We start from the raw sequence: 17,679 nt of genomic DNA, 5'->3' as shown, positions 1-17,679 counted from the left end.
TTTCTCAACCAACATATAAAGGCCGTCCTTGAAAAAGGACGGCCTTTTTTATTTTATGGCCATGAAGCAAAAATTATTACGCAGTTTCAACTCATTGCATGGGAAAAATCAAATACGACACGCCTGAGCAATGATTTTTGATAATTCGACTATCGAATAGGGTTTCTGAATGAATCCATTTGCCCCCATTTCCAGTATTTCGTTGACGCGTTCATCCATCCTGAAACCGGATGAGATAATCACTGATACACGCGGACTGATTTTTTTTATTTCCACAAAAGCTTCCCTTCCGGACATCTTTGGCATTATCATATCCAGCAGGACAGCTTTTATCTCCCCCTTTTTCTCAATAAACATTTGGAGCCCCTCAATCCCGTCAGAAGCAGTAATCACTTCATAACCGCATTCCATGAGAATGCCGGCACCGGTCTTTCTCATTATCTCTTCGTCATCAATAATGAGAATCAGGCCGCTTCCCTCGACAACAACTTCCGAATTAAGAGTTACAGAAACCTCGCCGCACTGGCTTTCCAATACAGGTAATAATATTACAAACGAGGACCCAACACCCGGCTCCGAATACACATCAATGAAACCCTCATGTTGTTGTATTATATTATAAGCCATTGATAGGCCAAGGCCGCTCCCTTTCTCTTTCTTCTTTGTCGTGAAAAAAGGATCAAATATTTTTGTCAGAAGTTTCTGGTCGATCCCTACACCCGTATCCCGGTGGGTAATGACCCAGTATTCGCCTTCCCGTGATTCAGGGTGAGCATCCCTGAATCGCAAATCTGCATATATACGGTCAATGCTGATTGTGAGAGTACCCCCGTATATATCTCCTTCCTCCCGCATAATAGTCATGGCATGGGAGGCATTTATACAGAGATTCAGTACGACCTGCTCCAGCAGGACCGGATCTGCTTTTACCATAGCACGACCATCATACTGATGCATCTTGATTTCTATTGATTTGTCAAAGGTATTGCGGCATATCCTGACCACATGCCTGACCGTATCATTAATATCCACCGATGTAAAGGAAAACTCATATTTTCTCGACAATGTCAGCAGTTGTAATACCATATCACGGGCACGCACCGATGCTGTTTTTATGATCTCGAACAATTCACTCACTTCATCGCTGTCGATATGCATCCTGCCAAAATGAATCTTGAGCAGCGATATGGCTCCCGAAATTCCGCCCAGAATATTGTTGAAATCATGAGCAAGGCCGCCGGCCAGGGTCCCAACGCTTTCCATCTTCTGCGCCTGCCTGAGTTGTTCATCCTTCTTCATGCTTTCCGTCACATCATCAATACGGATTACTGCCCCGTCGAGGCCGCTGAATATGAAGGGACTTACAAGAAGAGTATACATGGTGACTTTTTCCGCATCACTATTCTTGATATACAGGTTATGCGGTTTTTTTGAAAGTATCATTTCTCTTAAGTCCGATTCATGATGAAGAAGAAATGGGATTATGTGCCATATTTTCTTCGAGAGTGCATCAGCCTCGGCAATACCGGTTATTTTTTCCGCGATACTGTTCCAGTGCATGATCGATCCATAATTATCGACAGTGATAAGCATAGAAGAAAGTGAATCCAGTATGGTCTTCATGAAATTTTTTGTGGACAGCAGTTCTTTTTCCACTTTTTTCCTTTCTTCTATATCCTTGTCCAGTTGAAGATTCTTCTGTTGCAGCTCATTTGAAAGATTTTCTTCCGAGTTCAGAGAAAGAGTAAATCGGTGAGATAACAGGTAGGCTTGTGAAAAAATAAAAATGAAAAGACCAAAGGGTACCATGTCAATACTGAAAAAGATTACACCAAAACTGGCGATAATATCAATGATGATGGCCGTAAAAAGAAATATAAAACCTGCAAGAAAAACACCGGCGCCATGACGGCCTTTATTAAAGGCCCGTATAAGCACATAAAATATCTGTATGCAACCAATCACCGTAATAACATGAAAAATCCTGAGAGAAGTCGAATACACTGTTGCAGGAGTAACTATGACAAGAGCGACGAATAAACCACAGACCGTTATAAGCACACGCAATATTTTCATGGAAAATTCAGCCGGATAGAGAGAATGAATAAAAAGCAGAATAAACGGAAGCGATGCATAGTGGGATAAAAACTGCATACGGTTAATATGATACCAATTCATGCCTGGTATCATTTTTAAAACATATCGTTCTCCCATGGAAAACGTAAATACAGCTATAAAAAGGCAAAATAGTCCAAAATAGAGCGGGGAAGCGTCCTTCCTCCTTACCAGATAAAGACCCAGATGATAGAGGGCCATGATAAAAATGCTTCCGAAAAGAAAAAGGGTAAAGGCTATTATCCGTTCCCGTGCTTCTCTCACCTCCCTTTCGTCACCAATCTTAATCGAAAGCCATACGCCGCCGATTCGGTAATGGTAATTGGAAACATGCAAAACCAGGTCAATGTCTTTTCCCGTCGGAATAAAACCAACAATCCCCGGAAGATGGCCCGGGGTTGAAAGGTTTTTTTCTATTCCGGGAACACCCGCCTTATATAGTTCCGTACCGTTTATAAAAAGGGAGCATGCGGTGTTAATTATGGGGATTTTTAAGGCTAATGCCCGGGGAACATCGGATGATTTCCCCTGACCATCGGGAAGAAGTATTTTCAGATGGTACGTGGCATAACCATATCCTGACAGCTTTTCCCCCTGGAGTAAATAGTTATTCCATTTTCCCGGAACAGTCACCAGGTTCTTCACTTTCGCCCGATTCTTCATTAAAAATTCATGAGGGTTGATGAATTCATTCCAGTAAAAATCCCACTCTCCCGCCAGGTCCACAAGGCCGTCATCATGAAAATTCCACCGTGTCAGATCAAGCACTCCGTCAATTGCCCGTGGCGGCTCTGGTGTGACTGCCATATTAAAACATCCCGTAATGGAGATGCATAACATTACCGGCAGCAATATCTTGTTAAAACAGCGCTTGAGAAAAATCTTTTTCATAAAATTATCACACCACGGCCATTTCACCATAAGTATACCCTGCCGTTTTATCCATGTCAAGAACAACAAAACACTGTTTGAATTCATAGATTCATTATGTCCGCATAACCCGGTAAATGCTTGACGAAGTTCCATACTTGTGTAGATTAATGCAATAATTGCACTTTTGAGGTATAATCATGACAGATCCCGCAATCCAGAAATCAAAAAATATCCTCCCGTTCCAGGATTCATCATCCATGGGCGCCGATCTGGGGCTTTTTAACCAGCTCCTGCAGATGATCGATGGGGACTGGTCCGATTCCATACGGGGCATCTGTGATCATATAGTTGAGCGTTTTGACGCCATGGGTGTGGTCCTGAGCATTTTCGACCGGCAGTTCAATGAATTCTTTTACATTGTTGATTCTCTGCCACGGTCATCCCGGGAAGCCCTGACCGGCAACAACATCCCCCTGGACAATGACTCAGCCATAGAGGCCATGAAGCGCCTGTACAAAGGCAATGATAACTTTCTCAATCATTACATCTTCTGCGACAAAGAACTGTATGAAATGGCCGCCATATATTTTGATTCTGACATTAATTCAGCACAGGCCATCATTGATAATCTGAATCTTAAAAGCATCGTCGCCATACCCGTACTGAAAGGACATCACCAGTACGAATGCTGCTTCCATATAGGCACGGACCGCACGGCCAAGTCCGTGGAGATGGAGCATATCGGGGATTATTCCACCCAGCTCAATATCGCCCTTGAGATTATTTTTTTAGTAAGGGAACTATATATCAAGGCCACGCACGACAGCCTGACACATCTCTTCAATCATAAACAGGGAGAGATACTTCTGCGGAAGGAAATTGACCGTGTTGAAAGAACCAGGCAGCCCCTGTGTGCCGTCATGGCCGACGTTGATCATTTTAAAAAAGTCAACGATAGCTTTGGCCATCAGGCCGGGGACCAGGTTCTGGGCTTCATGGGCGGTCTTTTCTCGGAAAAATTACGCAAATGCGACATCATCTCACGCTATGGCGGAGAGGAATTCCTGCTCATCCTTCCAGACACGGGCCTTCAGCACGCCGTTGAGGTTATCCGGCGCATCAAAGATGTACTTGAGAGGCATACCTTCAATTTTAGCGGAACAACCCATTCCATAACGGCCAGTTTCGGCGTGGCGCAATTCGATATATCGATACACCGGGAAGAGAAAGAACTTATCGGCGATGCGGATCGAAAACTCTATCTCGCCAAACAAAACGGAAGAAACAGAATAGAATTCTGACCACGACGATCTATCCAGCCCTTACACCGGCTCTGTGAATAAAGGGGAAAAAGAATAATTGACATTTCCCTGCCGATGATATACAAATCAATATACATATGCCCAGAACATCCTGGTTATATAGTACAGGAAAAGGATGCCATAACAACATGAACGCCAATCCCTATCTCAAGCCCCTGAAGGCCTTCGATCCGGTAAAAAACCTCTCCATCAATGAGAGCTTTTCATCGGGACGCGTCGAAAGCGGTTCCGATACCCTGAGCGACCTGCAATCCCGGGAAAGTACAGTTACCAATGATTCAGGCCAGGAATTTTGTCAGATAAAAACCGGGGGGCCCATTGTTTCCGGTATTGAGATTGTTAACAATGGCGATTCAGGCCCGGCCCTTCTCGTGGGAAACAAAAGCGGCGAGATATATATACTGCGGCCTACAGAACAGACCTTTACTGTTCTTTCCCGGATGAAGATACAGGGGTCCATTATCAATACCCCGTCTTACCAAAACGGTATCATTTACTGCACTACCCAGGAAGGGATTGCCTATGCCATAAAAACAGACATATCCTCCAGCTCAAAGGAGGTGAAACCGAAAATTCTCTGGCAGAAAAAATTCAATAAGGGCATACTCACGGAACCGCTTACAACGGGAAAGCTCCTCATCATTGCCACCCTTCGGGGTCTCTTCTGCTTTGAGGCCTATTACCAGGATGAAAGCAATAAATCCATCGGGAAACTCCTGTGGAAATACGAACTGGAGGGAATAGTCTCCACTCCCAGAATCGACAGCGGGATCATTTTTATTGCATCGGAAGACAAACAGATTAATGCCTTCGACTACGGTGGAAACAAGATATCAAAATTATGGAGTTACAAATTATCCGATGCGGCACGTACAAAGGCATGTGTATCCTCTATGAAAAATCTGGTCCTGGTGCCCACCATCGACGGCTTCATATATGCACTGGACAGGACCAGCGGTGAGTTCCGGTGGAATTTCGTAGTCCGTTCCCGGATACTGAGCCCTATTGTCTCGGCGGTACAGGGAAATGACGAATACTTCTATTTTGGCGCCGATAACGGCAAATTCTACTGTATCAATGCCATGGGAAAACAGGTCTGGTCCTTTCAGGGGAGAGGAAAGATCCGCAGCGAGGCCCTGGTGGACCAGGACAGGGTGTATTTCGGATCTGAAGACAACATGCTCTATGCCCTGAACAGAACTACCGGCAGCCCCGTATTTACTTTTAAAACCGACGGCAATATCAATGGAAGGCCCCTGGTCATAGACCGTGTCATTTATTTCGGATCGTCCGATTCCTTTGTCCATGGCGTCCATTTGTAGCCTCATTCATGACCCTGGCCTCCGGAACCACAGAGACCCGGTGCACATAAAATTACTCATCGCGGAGGAATATGATGCTCAAACATCTTCTGAATTTACTGCCCTCACAGATTGATCCTCGCGTTTACCAGCTTGAGCAGGAAGTTGACACATACCAGATCGTTGTGTGGGGACTTGCAATTATAATCGTACTTCTTGTTATCATTGTGATCCTCCAAAGGCTCCAGATCGTCGGCTTCAGGCATGGAAAAACGCCGCGCTTGTCGCTCGGAAAAAAGAAGAAAGGTGACCGGAAAGTCACTACCGGAGCAAGGGGAGCACCGGGGGGTTCATCGGGCCCGGGTGTGACGCCCAAGGAACTGCCTGATCCCGGTCTCATCTTCAAGTATTCCCTGGCCAATGAAAATGTTATGGAGAAAACCATCAGTATCGGTCAGCGCCAGGGACAGATAAAAACCTATTCAACGGAAATTATCGACGATCATCTTTCTCTTTTTATCCGCATCATAGAGAACTCACGGGAGCGCGACATCTACAACCTGCCCGACAAAATATGGGAGGAATATCAGATCGACCTCCGACGCGATGGGAAAGTTCTCGTTTACTATCCCGGCCTTGAAGGCTTCAGAGAAATGGGTTCACGGGAGCGCATCTACATAAAAAACCAACCCGATGAAACAGGGGAGCCCACATTCCCCGCATTGCCGGCAAAAACACCCATACGCTTCAGGCTGGGAGACCGTCTTAACCAGGAAGGTAAGTTTACCACGGGATATTTCGAATTCCACCTGTTTACACAGGACTACGATATAACAACAAAGGCCGGAATACCCAAGACAGAGAAGAATTTTTTTATCCGCCTGTACAAAATATATCCCGGATATGACACCGGTGCGTCAACAGGCGAGGGCCTGTACCCCATGGTAGATCCATTCACATCGGAAAAGCGAAATGGCTAAAGACACTATTCACAGTTCAATCCAGAGCGTTATCAACGACGAAAAACCCACGGTCAGAAAATCGTTGGTTATCGGTGTCGGGGGATCGGGCATGAAGGGAGTCCTGTCAGCCAAGAAGTGGATCGAGTCCAATCTTCCCCTGGACGCCCACCGCTACATGCGCTGGATCGGTATCGATACCACCGATATCGAAACCAGCATTGAGGGCCGGGGCGGGAAGTACCGTTTCCCTACCGACCAGTTTCTCCAGGAAGAGAGGCGCATGCTGTACCTGGCCACGCCCACGCCCGCCGATCTGTCCCTTGAGTTCCTCCGCGGAAAATACACCGGTGATCCCTGTTTCGACTGGCTGCCCAATCCCGATGTTTATGATATTTCCACCAGGGCCGGTCAGGGCGCCAACCAGACCAGACCCCTGGGGCGGCTGGCTTTTTTCTACAACGAACAGGCAATCCGCACGGCTCTGACAAAGGAGCGGGACCGCCTCAATGAACTCTCCGATAATCCTAAATATTTTCAGCTTATGGATGTAAAGGAGGGCGAGGATAAGCGTGATGAGGATATCACTTTTATAATCGAAAGGGGTGTAAACCGCTACTATTTCAATGATAGAATTCCAGCGGAACATGATCTCATATCAATCGAACCCGATGGTAAAACGCGGGCCATCCTCAGTCCGCATACAACCGGCAAACTCACCATGGAAAATTTTCCTAAAGATGAGCGGGGATATTATTTTGAGGTGAACGGATCGAAGATGGAGAAACAGCGCTTCACCTTCAGGGTCCGCCATTTCAGGCGCAGCGGGCAGATATCCATATTCATCACCTGTTCCATAGTGGGTGGGACCGGCAACGGCATGATCCTCGATCTCACGGCCATGATAAAGGATATCTTCAAGGACCACTGGCCGGCACCGCGCATCTACGGCATCCTGGTCCTTCCGTCAGCCTTCAAAAGGGTCGTCTACAACAGGAATGCCAGGGCCAATGCCTACGCGGCGCTCAAGGAGATCGATTATTTCATGAGCGGCAACACCTTCAGCGCCCGTTATCCTTCGGGCCGCATGGTTGAAGTACCGGACCGTATCTTCGATGACGGAATGCTCTATCTTCTTGACATAGAAAACATGTCGGGCAATTCACTGCAGGGGAGAGACCAGGTCCAGGAACTCACGGGACAGTTTATCTCCACCTTTGTGGCATCAACGGTGGGCGGAGCCATTGAGGAACGCATGGTGAATGATTCCACCAGGGCCTCGGTTTATCTGCCCCTCAATGAATCATCGAAGCGCAAGGCAGCCTATAATTCCTTCGGTATATCGAGGGTAATCTATCCCGTGCCGCAGCTGAAAGAAATCGGATACAAGATCATGGCCATGAGGATGATGGAATCCTTCCTTCGTCCCGTCAACGGCAAACTCCTCCTTGAAACACTGGGAGATATCAACCGCGGCCTCGTGCGTGCCCTGCGGCTCGACTGCCGGCTTGTATTTGAACGAATGTATCCCGATTATAAAATGGATGCGGAAATCGAGTTTCGCTCCTACGAAAAGAAAATCACGGCTGCCATGGGAAAAGGGGACACACGCAGCCTCACCTCGGCCATGGAAAATATTATTCGCGACTACGGCAAAGAGGAAATGGAAAAAATAAAGGCCAACCTCCTGACCCGGATGGAAAAGCGATACCGCCTGGAACTGGAAAAAATGAAATCTGTTCTGACCGCGGAAATTCATAAATTCCTGAAAGATCCTCAAAAAGGTTTCCTCTTCTGTGAAGCCGTCATCGAACTCCTTCTGGGCAGGCTCGAGTTGTACCAGAAAAAATATTACCAGGAAAGGGTCGCCCTTGCCCGCTATTCCACCGAAGACATGGAAAAGCTCGTGGCTGTCATCGAGAAAAAGGGTACGGGAGAAAAACAGGCCGTGGAAGCCCTGCTTGACATGGCCCGGTTCAATTTTTCCCAGCTTGTTTTCGAGACCATGCTGACTTCGGCTGAATCCTTTGTACGGGAATTTAAGGCGATGCTCTTCAACCTCAAAAACCTGGAGGTCAATCTCCTGAAGGACAAGATCACCTCCCTCCGGGACCAGCTGAAACAGGACATCGAACAGGACCGCTTTAACCTGCTTGAGAAAAAAAATCCTCTCTATTTTTACCTCATAAACGGAAAGGAAATCAAGGACTTCATTGAAAAATACTTTTATTCACGCCTCAGCCTTGAGGATCTCTGCAACGATGTAGATTTTATCCAGATGGATCGTGAAGACACGAAAGAACAGCTGATCGAGACTTACCTGATTTCCACGCAGGGCCTTTCCATACTGGAAATGTCCCCGGTAGAGATGAAGGAATACATTGATACAAACTTCGGCGATATCCTCAGCAGACCCCTGGAAGAAATCAGGAATCTGCTTTACTCCGGGGACAATCAGAACGATCCAGAGGACGGCCTGAACCTCAGCGAAAGCAGCATACTAAAGATAGACATAGAACGCATCAAGAAAAAGATCTTCAGAATCATTCACAGCCGCTTCGAGGGATTTAATTTCGACACAATCTCCATCAAACAGATCCTTGACGATAAAAAAATACCCGTTGTCAAACTACTTGAAAAACTCGATACGTATTCGCGTCCCTATATTTACGCCGATTGCTCGGGCCTCAACGCCATGGAATACTATCGAACAGTGACCAATTTTCAACTCGATACATACGAGGAAGGCGATGAACCCGGTACAGCAAAACCCAATGATCTTCCGGAGCGCATGAACCATTATAAAAAAAGGGAAATTGCCCATCCTCCCGTGAGCGTTGAGACCTTCCAGGTTCCCAATCTGTGTAAACCCTATGAAATGATATCAATGGGCATTCTTTTAGGCTTTCCTATTTATAAAATCAATTCGCTCGGTGAGTGCGCCGGGGATTATCACGCCCTTATTGCTGATAAAACGCACCCTCTCCACTGCTTCAATCATCACACCTTTGACGCTAAATATTTTCCCGACCCCTTCCGATCCAGGAACTATACGAACCCCGCAAAGCTGTGGTCAGGACTGACGCTGCTCAAGGTCCTTCAACAGAAAGAAAAGGGCTACTGCTACGAACCCTATCTTACGGAAATTCTCAAGGACATGGAAGCCAGGGAAAACTATAAAAAGAACATACTCGGTATTGCTCAAAAATTCCAAACCGGGGACGGATTTGAAAAAGCCGGGCCTGATCTGCTGGCCGAAGCCGTCAGCACCATGGGCATGCTTGCCAAGGATCCCGTGTCGGGTAAAATGCAGTTCCGGAGGGAATATTCCCTCATCATCCGTGATATCCTCGACGGCGATGGCACCTCGGACCGGGCGCAGCAGCATAACATGAACAAGGATGCATATATCGAGAAATTTATCAAGGCGCCGCAGTTCAGCAACACGGCTGAAGTGGCTGTTTTTCTTGAAAATGAAAGCGCTGTCCGATCTTTTCTCTCGGGCGCCATCAGGGATATCATTGAGAGGACACGGGGAAATACCAGTGCCGGCGCCACGGTGAGCCTCCCGAAATGGAAAGTGGAAAATGTTGAACTGCCGGTCTTCGCCGATAAGTTCGCCTTCTATGACTATTTCGAAAAACGCGGCTCCCTGGAATGGCAGAACATATTGAAAGAACGTCTCGTGAGCAAACTCAATGAGTACGTCCTCTCTTCAAAATTCAGGCTGGAAAACGATCCCACTCTCATGGACCGGAATAAAATTTCCCAATTCATGGATACCCTGAATCAGAAAATTCCCGACATAGTGATCTGGGAAGTGAAGGTGCAGAATAAAATTCTAAAATGATATCTTCTCATAGTATCCATCCAGGACCCCCAGGCCAACGATTGAATCCTTCTTCCAGGTAAAATCAAAGGCCAGGCCCTTCTCGCTCTGCCCGGGATATATGTACACAAAAGTCAGTCGCGATGTGGGAACGATATCCATGACCTCTCCCGATTCGATACGCCGAACGCTGAGTCCGCCCCTTTTATCAAGGCCGATCTCAATGAACCTGTTCCTTTCATTATTTTTATAAACACCGGTAAATTCTTTCAATTCCTCTCCTAAAGGAATGCCGGGATTGAATCCCCGGGGATCCATGTCACTGTCACTGAGAAGCGCCGTGAGTTTCAGGAGGCGCCCTTTCAGTCCACGATAAAAAAGATTGAATTCATCGCTGTCGTGATCAGGCGTATCGCTGATAAAAACGTATCCCACTCCCAGAGAGGGGAAGAGTTGTATCCAACCGCCGGAACCGACCCAGAGCGCAGCGTGGTTCATTGAATAGGGCCTGTCATCGATAGTCCATACCCGCCAAGAAATCCCGCGATACTCATTGAATTTCACCGGCGGGGAATCCAGTGTTTTCGAGAAAATTTCATTAAAGGTCTTTTCCGAGACAAAAGTATGAAATCGGGTGCTTCCCCGGTTCAGCATCATGGCAGCATATTTTGCCAAATCGTCGATGGTGCACTGCAGACCGCCCGATGCAACCATGGTTTCCGGCGCCACGGAATCCTTCATCCCCAGTGGCTCCAGGAACTGTTCAGTAATATAACGGTACAGGGGCTTCCCCGAAACATGCTCGATTATGCGCCCTACCACGATGTAGCCCTGGTTGGAATAATAAAAACGCGATCCGGCGGGATACCGTTGGTACGGATATAACCTGCCGGGCCCGCTGAAATCATTGACAATCCCCGATGTATGGGTCAGGAGATCCCTCAGGGTAATCTGGCGCGTAACCAGTTGATCATTTTCCAGGTACGCCGGGTAGTAGTTGTTCACCGGTTCATCGAGACTCATTTTACCCCGCTCAACAAGCTGCAGTGCTGCCAGGGCCGTAAAAGTCTTGGTGAATGATGCCACGCTGTAGCGGCGTTTTTCCGAAGTATTGACAAGATTCCTGTGCCATACGGCTCCATCCCTTATAACAACCAGCGCAGCCGATGGAATAAATGATCCATTGACGTATTCGCGCATCCACCGGTCAATGGAATCCCGTTCTTCTATTATGGATTTATCGTGATCCTTCTTTTCCTGCTCCACAACGGCGTGGTCATAGGAACCGGCAAGGTAATTCATATCCATTACCGGCAGTTTCGGATTATAAATGAAGGGAATCAGCATTGTCCCCAAAGCTGCTGAAATCTTTATGGAATTCAATCTCACACTCCCGGGCACTCCTGCCCTTTTAGCAATAAAGAATATAACAAAGATTTCTCTGATCGGCTATAGGGGGAAATTCCTACAATATTGTAAGGGAAAAAGAGGATGGGAGAATTTGGCGCATAAATATTCTTTTACAACGAATCAGTCCATATAAATATGCATAGACAAACATCTGTTATAAACAAATATGAATTACAAACTGATTACTGCGGCTATTCGAGTTATGGCACAAGGCGGTAATATCCCGAGGTGAGCGCCAAACCCACAACCCGGCTATCCTGCCACACAAAATTGTGCAGAACATTTCCCTGTCCCATGAGAAGCCTGTTGGATGTGAAGGCATGGAGCTGTCCGGGCGGATTTGACAGTGAACTGAGGAGTGTCTCATTTTCAATCCAGATTTTTATTTTTTTCCCCGTGAGTATGTTTTCATAGGTACCTGTGTACCACTGGATCTGTTCTGCCGACAGGGAAGGCCAACTGGTGCAGAGGCCGGGGTCACCTTCTGAAGCCCGTACCAGGTTCCTGAGTCTTCCCGTCAGGCTCTGCCGCCAACTCATAAAGGCCGGAGTAAGATGGTGTGGAGGATTGCACAGGTATACAAGAGCAATCTTCCTTGCGGGAAAAACCTGTATGGCCGACGACTCACCGTACCATCGACCGGCCTTGTAATAGCTGTCCACTCTGCCCTTTACCGTGATGACCTCCCAGCTCAGGGAATAATGATAATCGACTTCGGTCCGCGGCAGTTCCACCTGAGGCGCCAGCATTTCATGGAAGGAAGTATCGGAGAGGATACTCTTCCCTCCATAACGGCCCCTGTTGATAAGCATGGTTGTATACTTTGCCAGGTCCCGCAAAGTAGTAACAATACCCCCTGTACCGTTGGAACCCTTCGCCGAGGTCGCATCCATGCCCAGGGGATTAAATATATATTTCTTTAACAATCCATCATAGGGTTTTCCCGTCGCGCTTTCAAGGACTGCTTTTGCCACGACATACCCGGCATTGTTATACGCATAACAGAGTCCCGCCGGATTCTTCTGCCGGGGAAACTGGATGATCTCCCTGCCCGCTGATACAGCGCTATACTGATCTCCGGCCGTGGGCATTCCTGAAAGATGAGCCAGGAGATCTCGGATAGTCACCTTGCGGGAACCCAGATCCTCCCGTTCTATTTTCACATCGGGAAGATATTTCCGGACCGGATCATCAAGGGAAAGTACTCCTTCTTCAGCAAGCCTGAGGGTCAGGACTGCGGTAAAGGTCTTGGTAAGGGAAGCAATGCCCATGGGCGTATCCAGATCGGCATTAACGCCGCTGTGAAAGATGAAGGTTCCATCGCGCACAATGCCGGCAACAACGGCCGGAACAACCGAAGGGTCCCGTCCCGATTGCAGCCACCGAGAAAAAGAATCGCCCCCTTCACCGTAGACTTTCCTGAATTCATCATTTATATTACGGTCTGTATCAATTGAAAAAATTCCATCACCATAATCCCCATCATCGTCCATGACTGTAGTGGCGGGAGAATTTCTTACCTGGACCACGAGAAAAACCGATACCAGGGCAATCACGGCGGCAATAAAGGGTAGTATCCTTTTATTCATGAGTATATGTATGTCCTATCAATAATTTTTCCCGCTGCAGAATTTTCATACGGCCTGGGATAAAAAATATCCGCTCATTTTCCTATGATTTTTACGACAAACAAGATGGTATTGGTAAAACCGGAGCAGATATATGTACAAATTTGAATTACTGCAAAATATTATGTAAAATAATGTTTAAATTAGCAAGTTCTTTTTTAATATTAGAATTGACGCTCACGGGAAACAATATCCATATTCTCTATATGACCGGTGCCGTCAAGTATCATATTCATCGAGAGCCGGGCTGCGAGGTGCAGTCCCCGGCCGGTTATTACATCGTCAAAGAGGAGCATATCGCAGAGCTGGAAGGAGGCGCCCTCCTTTACGTGCTGGCCGAAGCCATCTCCGGCAGCGCCTGCTGCGGAGCCGGTACGCTCCGGTATATTGTAGTGTCGGGATGGATACGAGACCGCGCAGTGGCCACCGACGGAGACGGAAACGCGGTGAGCACGTTTGTCCCCGTTGACCGCGATAAAGAGAGTAACAAAATTATTGATTTTCTTTCGAATAAATATCCGGCGCTTCAGGTATGCTTCTGGTAACTCCGGCGTTACTGAAATATCAATGATCAATACATAAAAGAACGCAGGCCTCTTGTGCAGCGTTCAGATTTACGCAAGGAAGGTCTATGGAAAATATTATCAACGATTTCATACAATACCTGCTGCCGCAGAAAGAATCCATACTGTATGTTTTTCTTTTCGTAAGCGCCGTCGTGGAAAACCTTTTCCCACCCATCCCCGGTGACACCATCACAGCCCTGGGGGCGTTTCTTGTTGGCACGGGCCGCCTCAACTACCTTATGGTTTATCTTTCCACCACAATAGGCAGCGTCGTGGGATTCATGTGCCTCTTCTGGGTGGGAAAATTTTTTGAACGGGAATTTTTCATGAAAAAGAACTATTCCTTTTTCTCGGCTCAGTCCATCATAAACGCCGAGGAATGGTTCAGAAAATATGGTTATTTCGTTGTGGCCATAAACCGCTTCATTCCAGGCATCCGCTCCGCCGTCTCCATTGTATCGGGCATATCAAAACTTAATTCACTCCGTGTAGCCGGACTGGCCCTCATGAGCGCGGCCGTGTGGAATTTTATCTGGATACAGGTGGGATTTATGCTGGGGAACAACTGGGAAATGGTGAAAATCCGCCTCGGTATAATCCTGAAAAATTACAACATTGCCATGGGGGCCATACTGACCGCCGCCGTCGTCATCTATTTCGTCATCCGCCTCATCAGGAAGAAAAGGAATCAGTTGAATAATTCCTGAACCTGCTCATGAGAACGAATGATACTATAACGCATATTTCGAGAAAGGTAAAGACAAAAACCGGATGATAGCCGCCGATAAATCCGCTGATGATACCCCCCAGTCCCGATCCCAGAAACTGAAATGAATTGAAAATGCTCATGATAGAACCCCTGTCGGTCGTTGTAGGATAGCGTGAAACGGCAGAAGGAAGCACCGGGGACAGTATGCAATGGCCTATGTAAAAATAGGCGAAGGACACAAAGAGCGGAATGAGTCCGCTGAACAGGACCGGCAGGGCAATCCCCGTAATCTGGAAAAAAATGGCCACCATGGCTATCTTCCGGGTTCCCTGCGTATCGGCTTTTCTGCCGAAGTAATACATGAACATTGTTCCGACAACTGCCATGGGCACGTATATCTTCCACATGGCCTTTATCTCCATGTTCTCGTTGATGAGAAGCGGCATGATGAAAAACATGCCCGTGAGGCTCAGGTTACTGAAAAATCCGATAACATTGAGACGCAGCAGATCCCGGTGCTTCAGCACCATCATGAGACCGCGCCGGTCAACGTGGAGTTCTTCGTCCATGACGGGTTTATCCTCATCCACGTTATTCAGATATTTCACGGTAATATACATGGCCAGCAGGGTCATGCCCGATATCAAAAAGAACAGCACGGGAATTCCTACATGACCGGCGATAAGGGAACTGAAGGAAAACCCGGCTATAACCGAGAGCCCGATGCTCATACCAACATAGGACATGGCCGTCGATCGGAGGTTGATGTTGACTCCCTCGGAAAGCCATGCCATGGTCACGCCTGAAACGGCACCGGCCCCGGCGATTGCACGTGAAATGATGAGCACATAGATGTTATTGGACAGCCCGCAGATGAGAGTCCCCAGGAAATAGATCGCAAGCCCGGCAAGAACCGTTTCCTTTCTGCCAATACGGTCGCTGATCCGTCCCATGGGTATCTGGAAAAGCATCTGTGCTATGCCGTAAATTCCTACGGCCAGACCGGCGAGCGGGCGTGATGCGCCGTCGATTCCCGTGGCAAAAATGGAAAAAACGGGAATAATGAGAGAAGTCCCCATCATCCTGATGGCAAGAAGAAGGCTGATACCGCCGATGAGTTTCTTTTCCTGGATAGTGAATGACTGCATGTGCATAATACCGGTCGGGCTACAGTGCGTATTCAAGAACTATTTGTAAAGATATTTTTGAAAATGAAACGCGGTGGGATAACGCGGCATCGGTTTATAAATTTATTGCCCTGTAACCAAATTGTTATTGATTTGTCATCTACATAGATGCGTATTTATTATAAATATAACGGCTTATACTGAAAATTGGCATCGGTCTCTCTTGTGCCTGTTTCAATAACCGGATGCAGTTTATCCGGAAAAGAGGATATACCATCAATACGGAAAATAAACTCACGGCGCTCCGGAACATCATTGCCTCTTATAAAAAAGCGGTGGTCGCCTATTCCGGCGGCGTTGACAGCACCTTTCTTCTCCGGGTGGCTCATGATGTCTTGGGGACTGATGCCCTGGCCGTCACCATCGATTCACCCCTATCCCCGGCACAGGATTTGACCAGGTCCGACACTATCATACAAAAATGGGGCATCTCCCACCATACTCTTTTCATCGACCTTCTCATGAACGAAAAGATACGTGCAAATCCCAATAACCGGTGTTATCACTGTAAAAAAGAACTATTTTCGACCATCCGTGATTTCGCCCTGGCAAAGGGCATATCAGCGGTCCTGGAAGGCTCAAATACCGATGATATCCATGACTATCGCCCCGGCATGCAGGCCCTGGAAGAACTGGGCATCCACAGCCCCCTGAAAGATGCAGGCCTTACCAAGAATGAAATCCGTCACCTGGCGCGGCAGATGGGCCTTCCCAACTGGGACAGACCTTCCACACCCTGCCTGGCAACGCGTATCCCCCCTGGTACGCCCATAACTGTTGAGGTGCTAAAACAGGTTGACAGGGCCGAGGAGCTTCTTCACGCTATGGGAATAAATGAGCTGCGCGTCCGTGTCCACGGCGATCTGGCCCGCATCGAGGTTCCCCGTGAAGCGATGCCTCTTTTTATTGACGAAGAACACAGTGCCCGAGTATCGGCGGAATTCCGCAAGCTGGGGTTTCGGCATATTGCCCTGGATATAGACGGATACCGCATGGGCAGCATGAACAAGTCAGCTCATAATGAAGAGGAATGATATGGATAAAGACCGGCTGAAGAAACTTTTGGCAAATGTACGCGATGGGAAGATAAACATCGACGATGCCCTGCTGTCCCTGAAATCACTTCCCTTCGACGACCTGGATTTCGCCAAGGTGGACCACCATCGCGCCATCAGGCAGGGACATCCCGAAGTAATTTTCTGCCAGGGAAAAACCGTTGAGCAGATTCTGGCCATAGTGGACCGCCTCATTGCCCACCACAACACCATCATGGCCACAAGGGCCACGCGTGAAGTCTATGAGGCGGTAAAAGCGCTCCACCCATCGGCTGAATATAACGCCGATGCCCGCATCATCGTCGTCGGGAAAAAAAGCTCAGAACAGGGCAAAGGACTCATTCTGGTCATAACGGCCGGTACCTCGGATATACCCGTGGCCGAGGAAGCGGCACTGACGGCCGAAACCATGGGCAACCGGGTTGAACGCCTCTTCGATGTGGGCGTATCGGGCCTTCACCGCCTTTTCGCCCACATGGATAAAATCAACAGTGCCAAAGTGATTATTGCCGTGGCCGGCATGGAAGGGGCCCTGCCCAGCATCATCGGCGGTCTGGTCGATGTTCCGGTCATCGCCGTCCCCACCAGCGTGGGATACGGTGCAAGCTTTGGCGGTCTCTCGGCCCTGCTCACCATGCTGAACACCTGCGCACCGGGAATCACCGTGGTCAACATAGACAACGGTTTCGGCGCCGGTTATTTTGCCGGCATGATAAATCACTGAG

At 47.9% G+C, this 17,679-nt stretch carries 13 protein-coding genes; 9 read left to right on the top strand and 4 right to left on the bottom strand.

Going from position 1 to position 17,679, the window contains the following annotated elements; genetic code table 11:
• Positions 1 to 108: 108 nt before the first annotated feature.
• Positions 109 to 3,141 (bottom strand): hypothetical protein, encoded by a 3,033-nt coding sequence (locus tag CVV44_01125; protein PKL41266.1) that lies wholly within the window; start codon positions 3,139 to 3,141, stop codon positions 109 to 111.
• A gap of 44 nt (positions 3,142 to 3,185) precedes the next feature.
• Here CVV44_01125 and CVV44_01120 point away from each other — a divergent pair, with 44 nt between their 5' ends.
• The 4 genes from CVV44_01120 (at position 3,186) to CVV44_01105 (ending at position 10,420) form a co-directional block, all read left to right on the top strand.
• Positions 3,186 to 4,289 carry a hypothetical protein gene (locus CVV44_01120; GenBank protein PKL41265.1) on the top strand — a complete coding sequence of 368 codons (1,104 nt, stop codon included), beginning with the start codon at positions 3,186 to 3,188 and terminating at the stop codon, positions 4,287 to 4,289.
• 98 nt (positions 4,290 to 4,387) lie between these two features.
• A complete protein-coding gene (locus tag CVV44_01115; GenBank protein ID PKL41264.1) occupies positions 4,388 to 5,632 on the top strand; it encodes a hypothetical protein in 1,245 nt (414 codons plus the stop codon).
• A gap of 74 nt (positions 5,633 to 5,706) precedes the next feature.
• Positions 5,707 to 6,591 carry a hypothetical protein gene (locus CVV44_01110; protein ID PKL41263.1) on the top strand — a complete coding sequence of 295 codons (885 nt, stop codon included), beginning with the start codon at positions 5,707 to 5,709 and terminating at the stop codon, positions 6,589 to 6,591.
• A complete protein-coding gene (locus CVV44_01105; GenBank protein PKL41262.1) occupies positions 6,584 to 10,420 on the top strand; it encodes a hypothetical protein in 3,837 nt (1,278 codons plus the stop codon). Before CVV44_01110 ends, CVV44_01105 begins: the two co-directional genes overlap by 8 nt.
• On the opposite strand, the gene CVV44_01100 is transcribed toward CVV44_01105, so the two are convergent.
• Positions 10,412 to 11,746, bottom strand: a complete 1,335-nt coding sequence (locus CVV44_01100; protein ID PKL41261.1) for a hypothetical protein — start codon at positions 11,744 to 11,746, stop codon at positions 10,412 to 10,414. The two genes, CVV44_01105 and CVV44_01100, sit on opposite strands and share 9 nt — an antisense overlap.
• Between CVV44_01100 and CVV44_01095 the strand changes: the two genes are divergently transcribed.
• On the top strand, positions 11,730 to 11,942 hold the full coding sequence (locus CVV44_01095; protein ID PKL41260.1) for a hypothetical protein: 213 nt from the start codon (positions 11,730 to 11,732) through the stop codon (positions 11,940 to 11,942). The two genes, CVV44_01100 and CVV44_01095, sit on opposite strands and share 17 nt — an antisense overlap.
• A 67-nt stretch (positions 11,943 to 12,009) precedes the next feature.
• Here CVV44_01095 and CVV44_01090 read toward each other — a convergent pair whose 3' ends face one another.
• Positions 12,010 to 13,398 (bottom strand): hypothetical protein, encoded by a 1,389-nt coding sequence (locus CVV44_01090; protein ID PKL41259.1) that lies wholly within the window; start codon positions 13,396 to 13,398, stop codon positions 12,010 to 12,012.
• 245 nt (positions 13,399 to 13,643) lie between these two features.
• Here CVV44_01090 and CVV44_01085 point away from each other — a divergent pair, with 245 nt between their 5' ends.
• Positions 13,644 to 13,982, top strand: coding sequence for a hypothetical protein (locus CVV44_01085; GenBank protein PKL41258.1), 339 nt, complete (start codon positions 13,644 to 13,646; stop codon positions 13,980 to 13,982).
• Positions 13,983 to 14,068: 86 nt separating this feature from the next.
• Positions 14,069 to 14,710, top strand: coding sequence for a hypothetical protein (locus tag CVV44_01080; protein PKL41257.1), 642 nt, complete (start codon positions 14,069 to 14,071; stop codon positions 14,708 to 14,710).
• Here CVV44_01080 and CVV44_01075 read toward each other — a convergent pair.
• On the bottom strand, positions 14,676 to 15,866 hold the full coding sequence (locus CVV44_01075) for a hypothetical protein (protein ID PKL41256.1): 1,191 nt from the start codon (positions 15,864 to 15,866) through the stop codon (positions 14,676 to 14,678). The genes CVV44_01080 and CVV44_01075 overlap by 35 nt on opposite strands.
• Before the next feature lie 218 nt (positions 15,867 to 16,084).
• Here CVV44_01075 and CVV44_01070 point away from each other — a divergent pair, with 218 nt between their 5' ends.
• Both CVV44_01070 and CVV44_01065 read left to right on the top strand, forming a co-directional pair.
• Complete coding sequence (locus CVV44_01070; protein ID PKL41255.1) at positions 16,085 to 16,933, top strand: TIGR00268 family protein; 849 nt, start codon at positions 16,085 to 16,087, stop codon at positions 16,931 to 16,933.
• 1 nt (position 16,934) lies between these two features.
• Entirely contained in the window at positions 16,935 to 17,678 is a 744-nt protein-coding gene (locus CVV44_01065; protein PKL41254.1) for a 1-(5-phosphoribosyl)-5-amino-4-imidazole-carboxylate carboxylase, read from the top strand.
• Position 17,679: the final 1 nt, after the last annotated feature.

The organism is Spirochaetae bacterium HGW-Spirochaetae-1, from assembly GCA_002839375.1.
Taxonomy (GTDB): domain Bacteria; phylum Spirochaetota; class UBA4802; order UBA4802; family UBA5550; genus PGXY01.
This window is presented reverse-complemented; position numbering and strand designations above follow the sequence as displayed.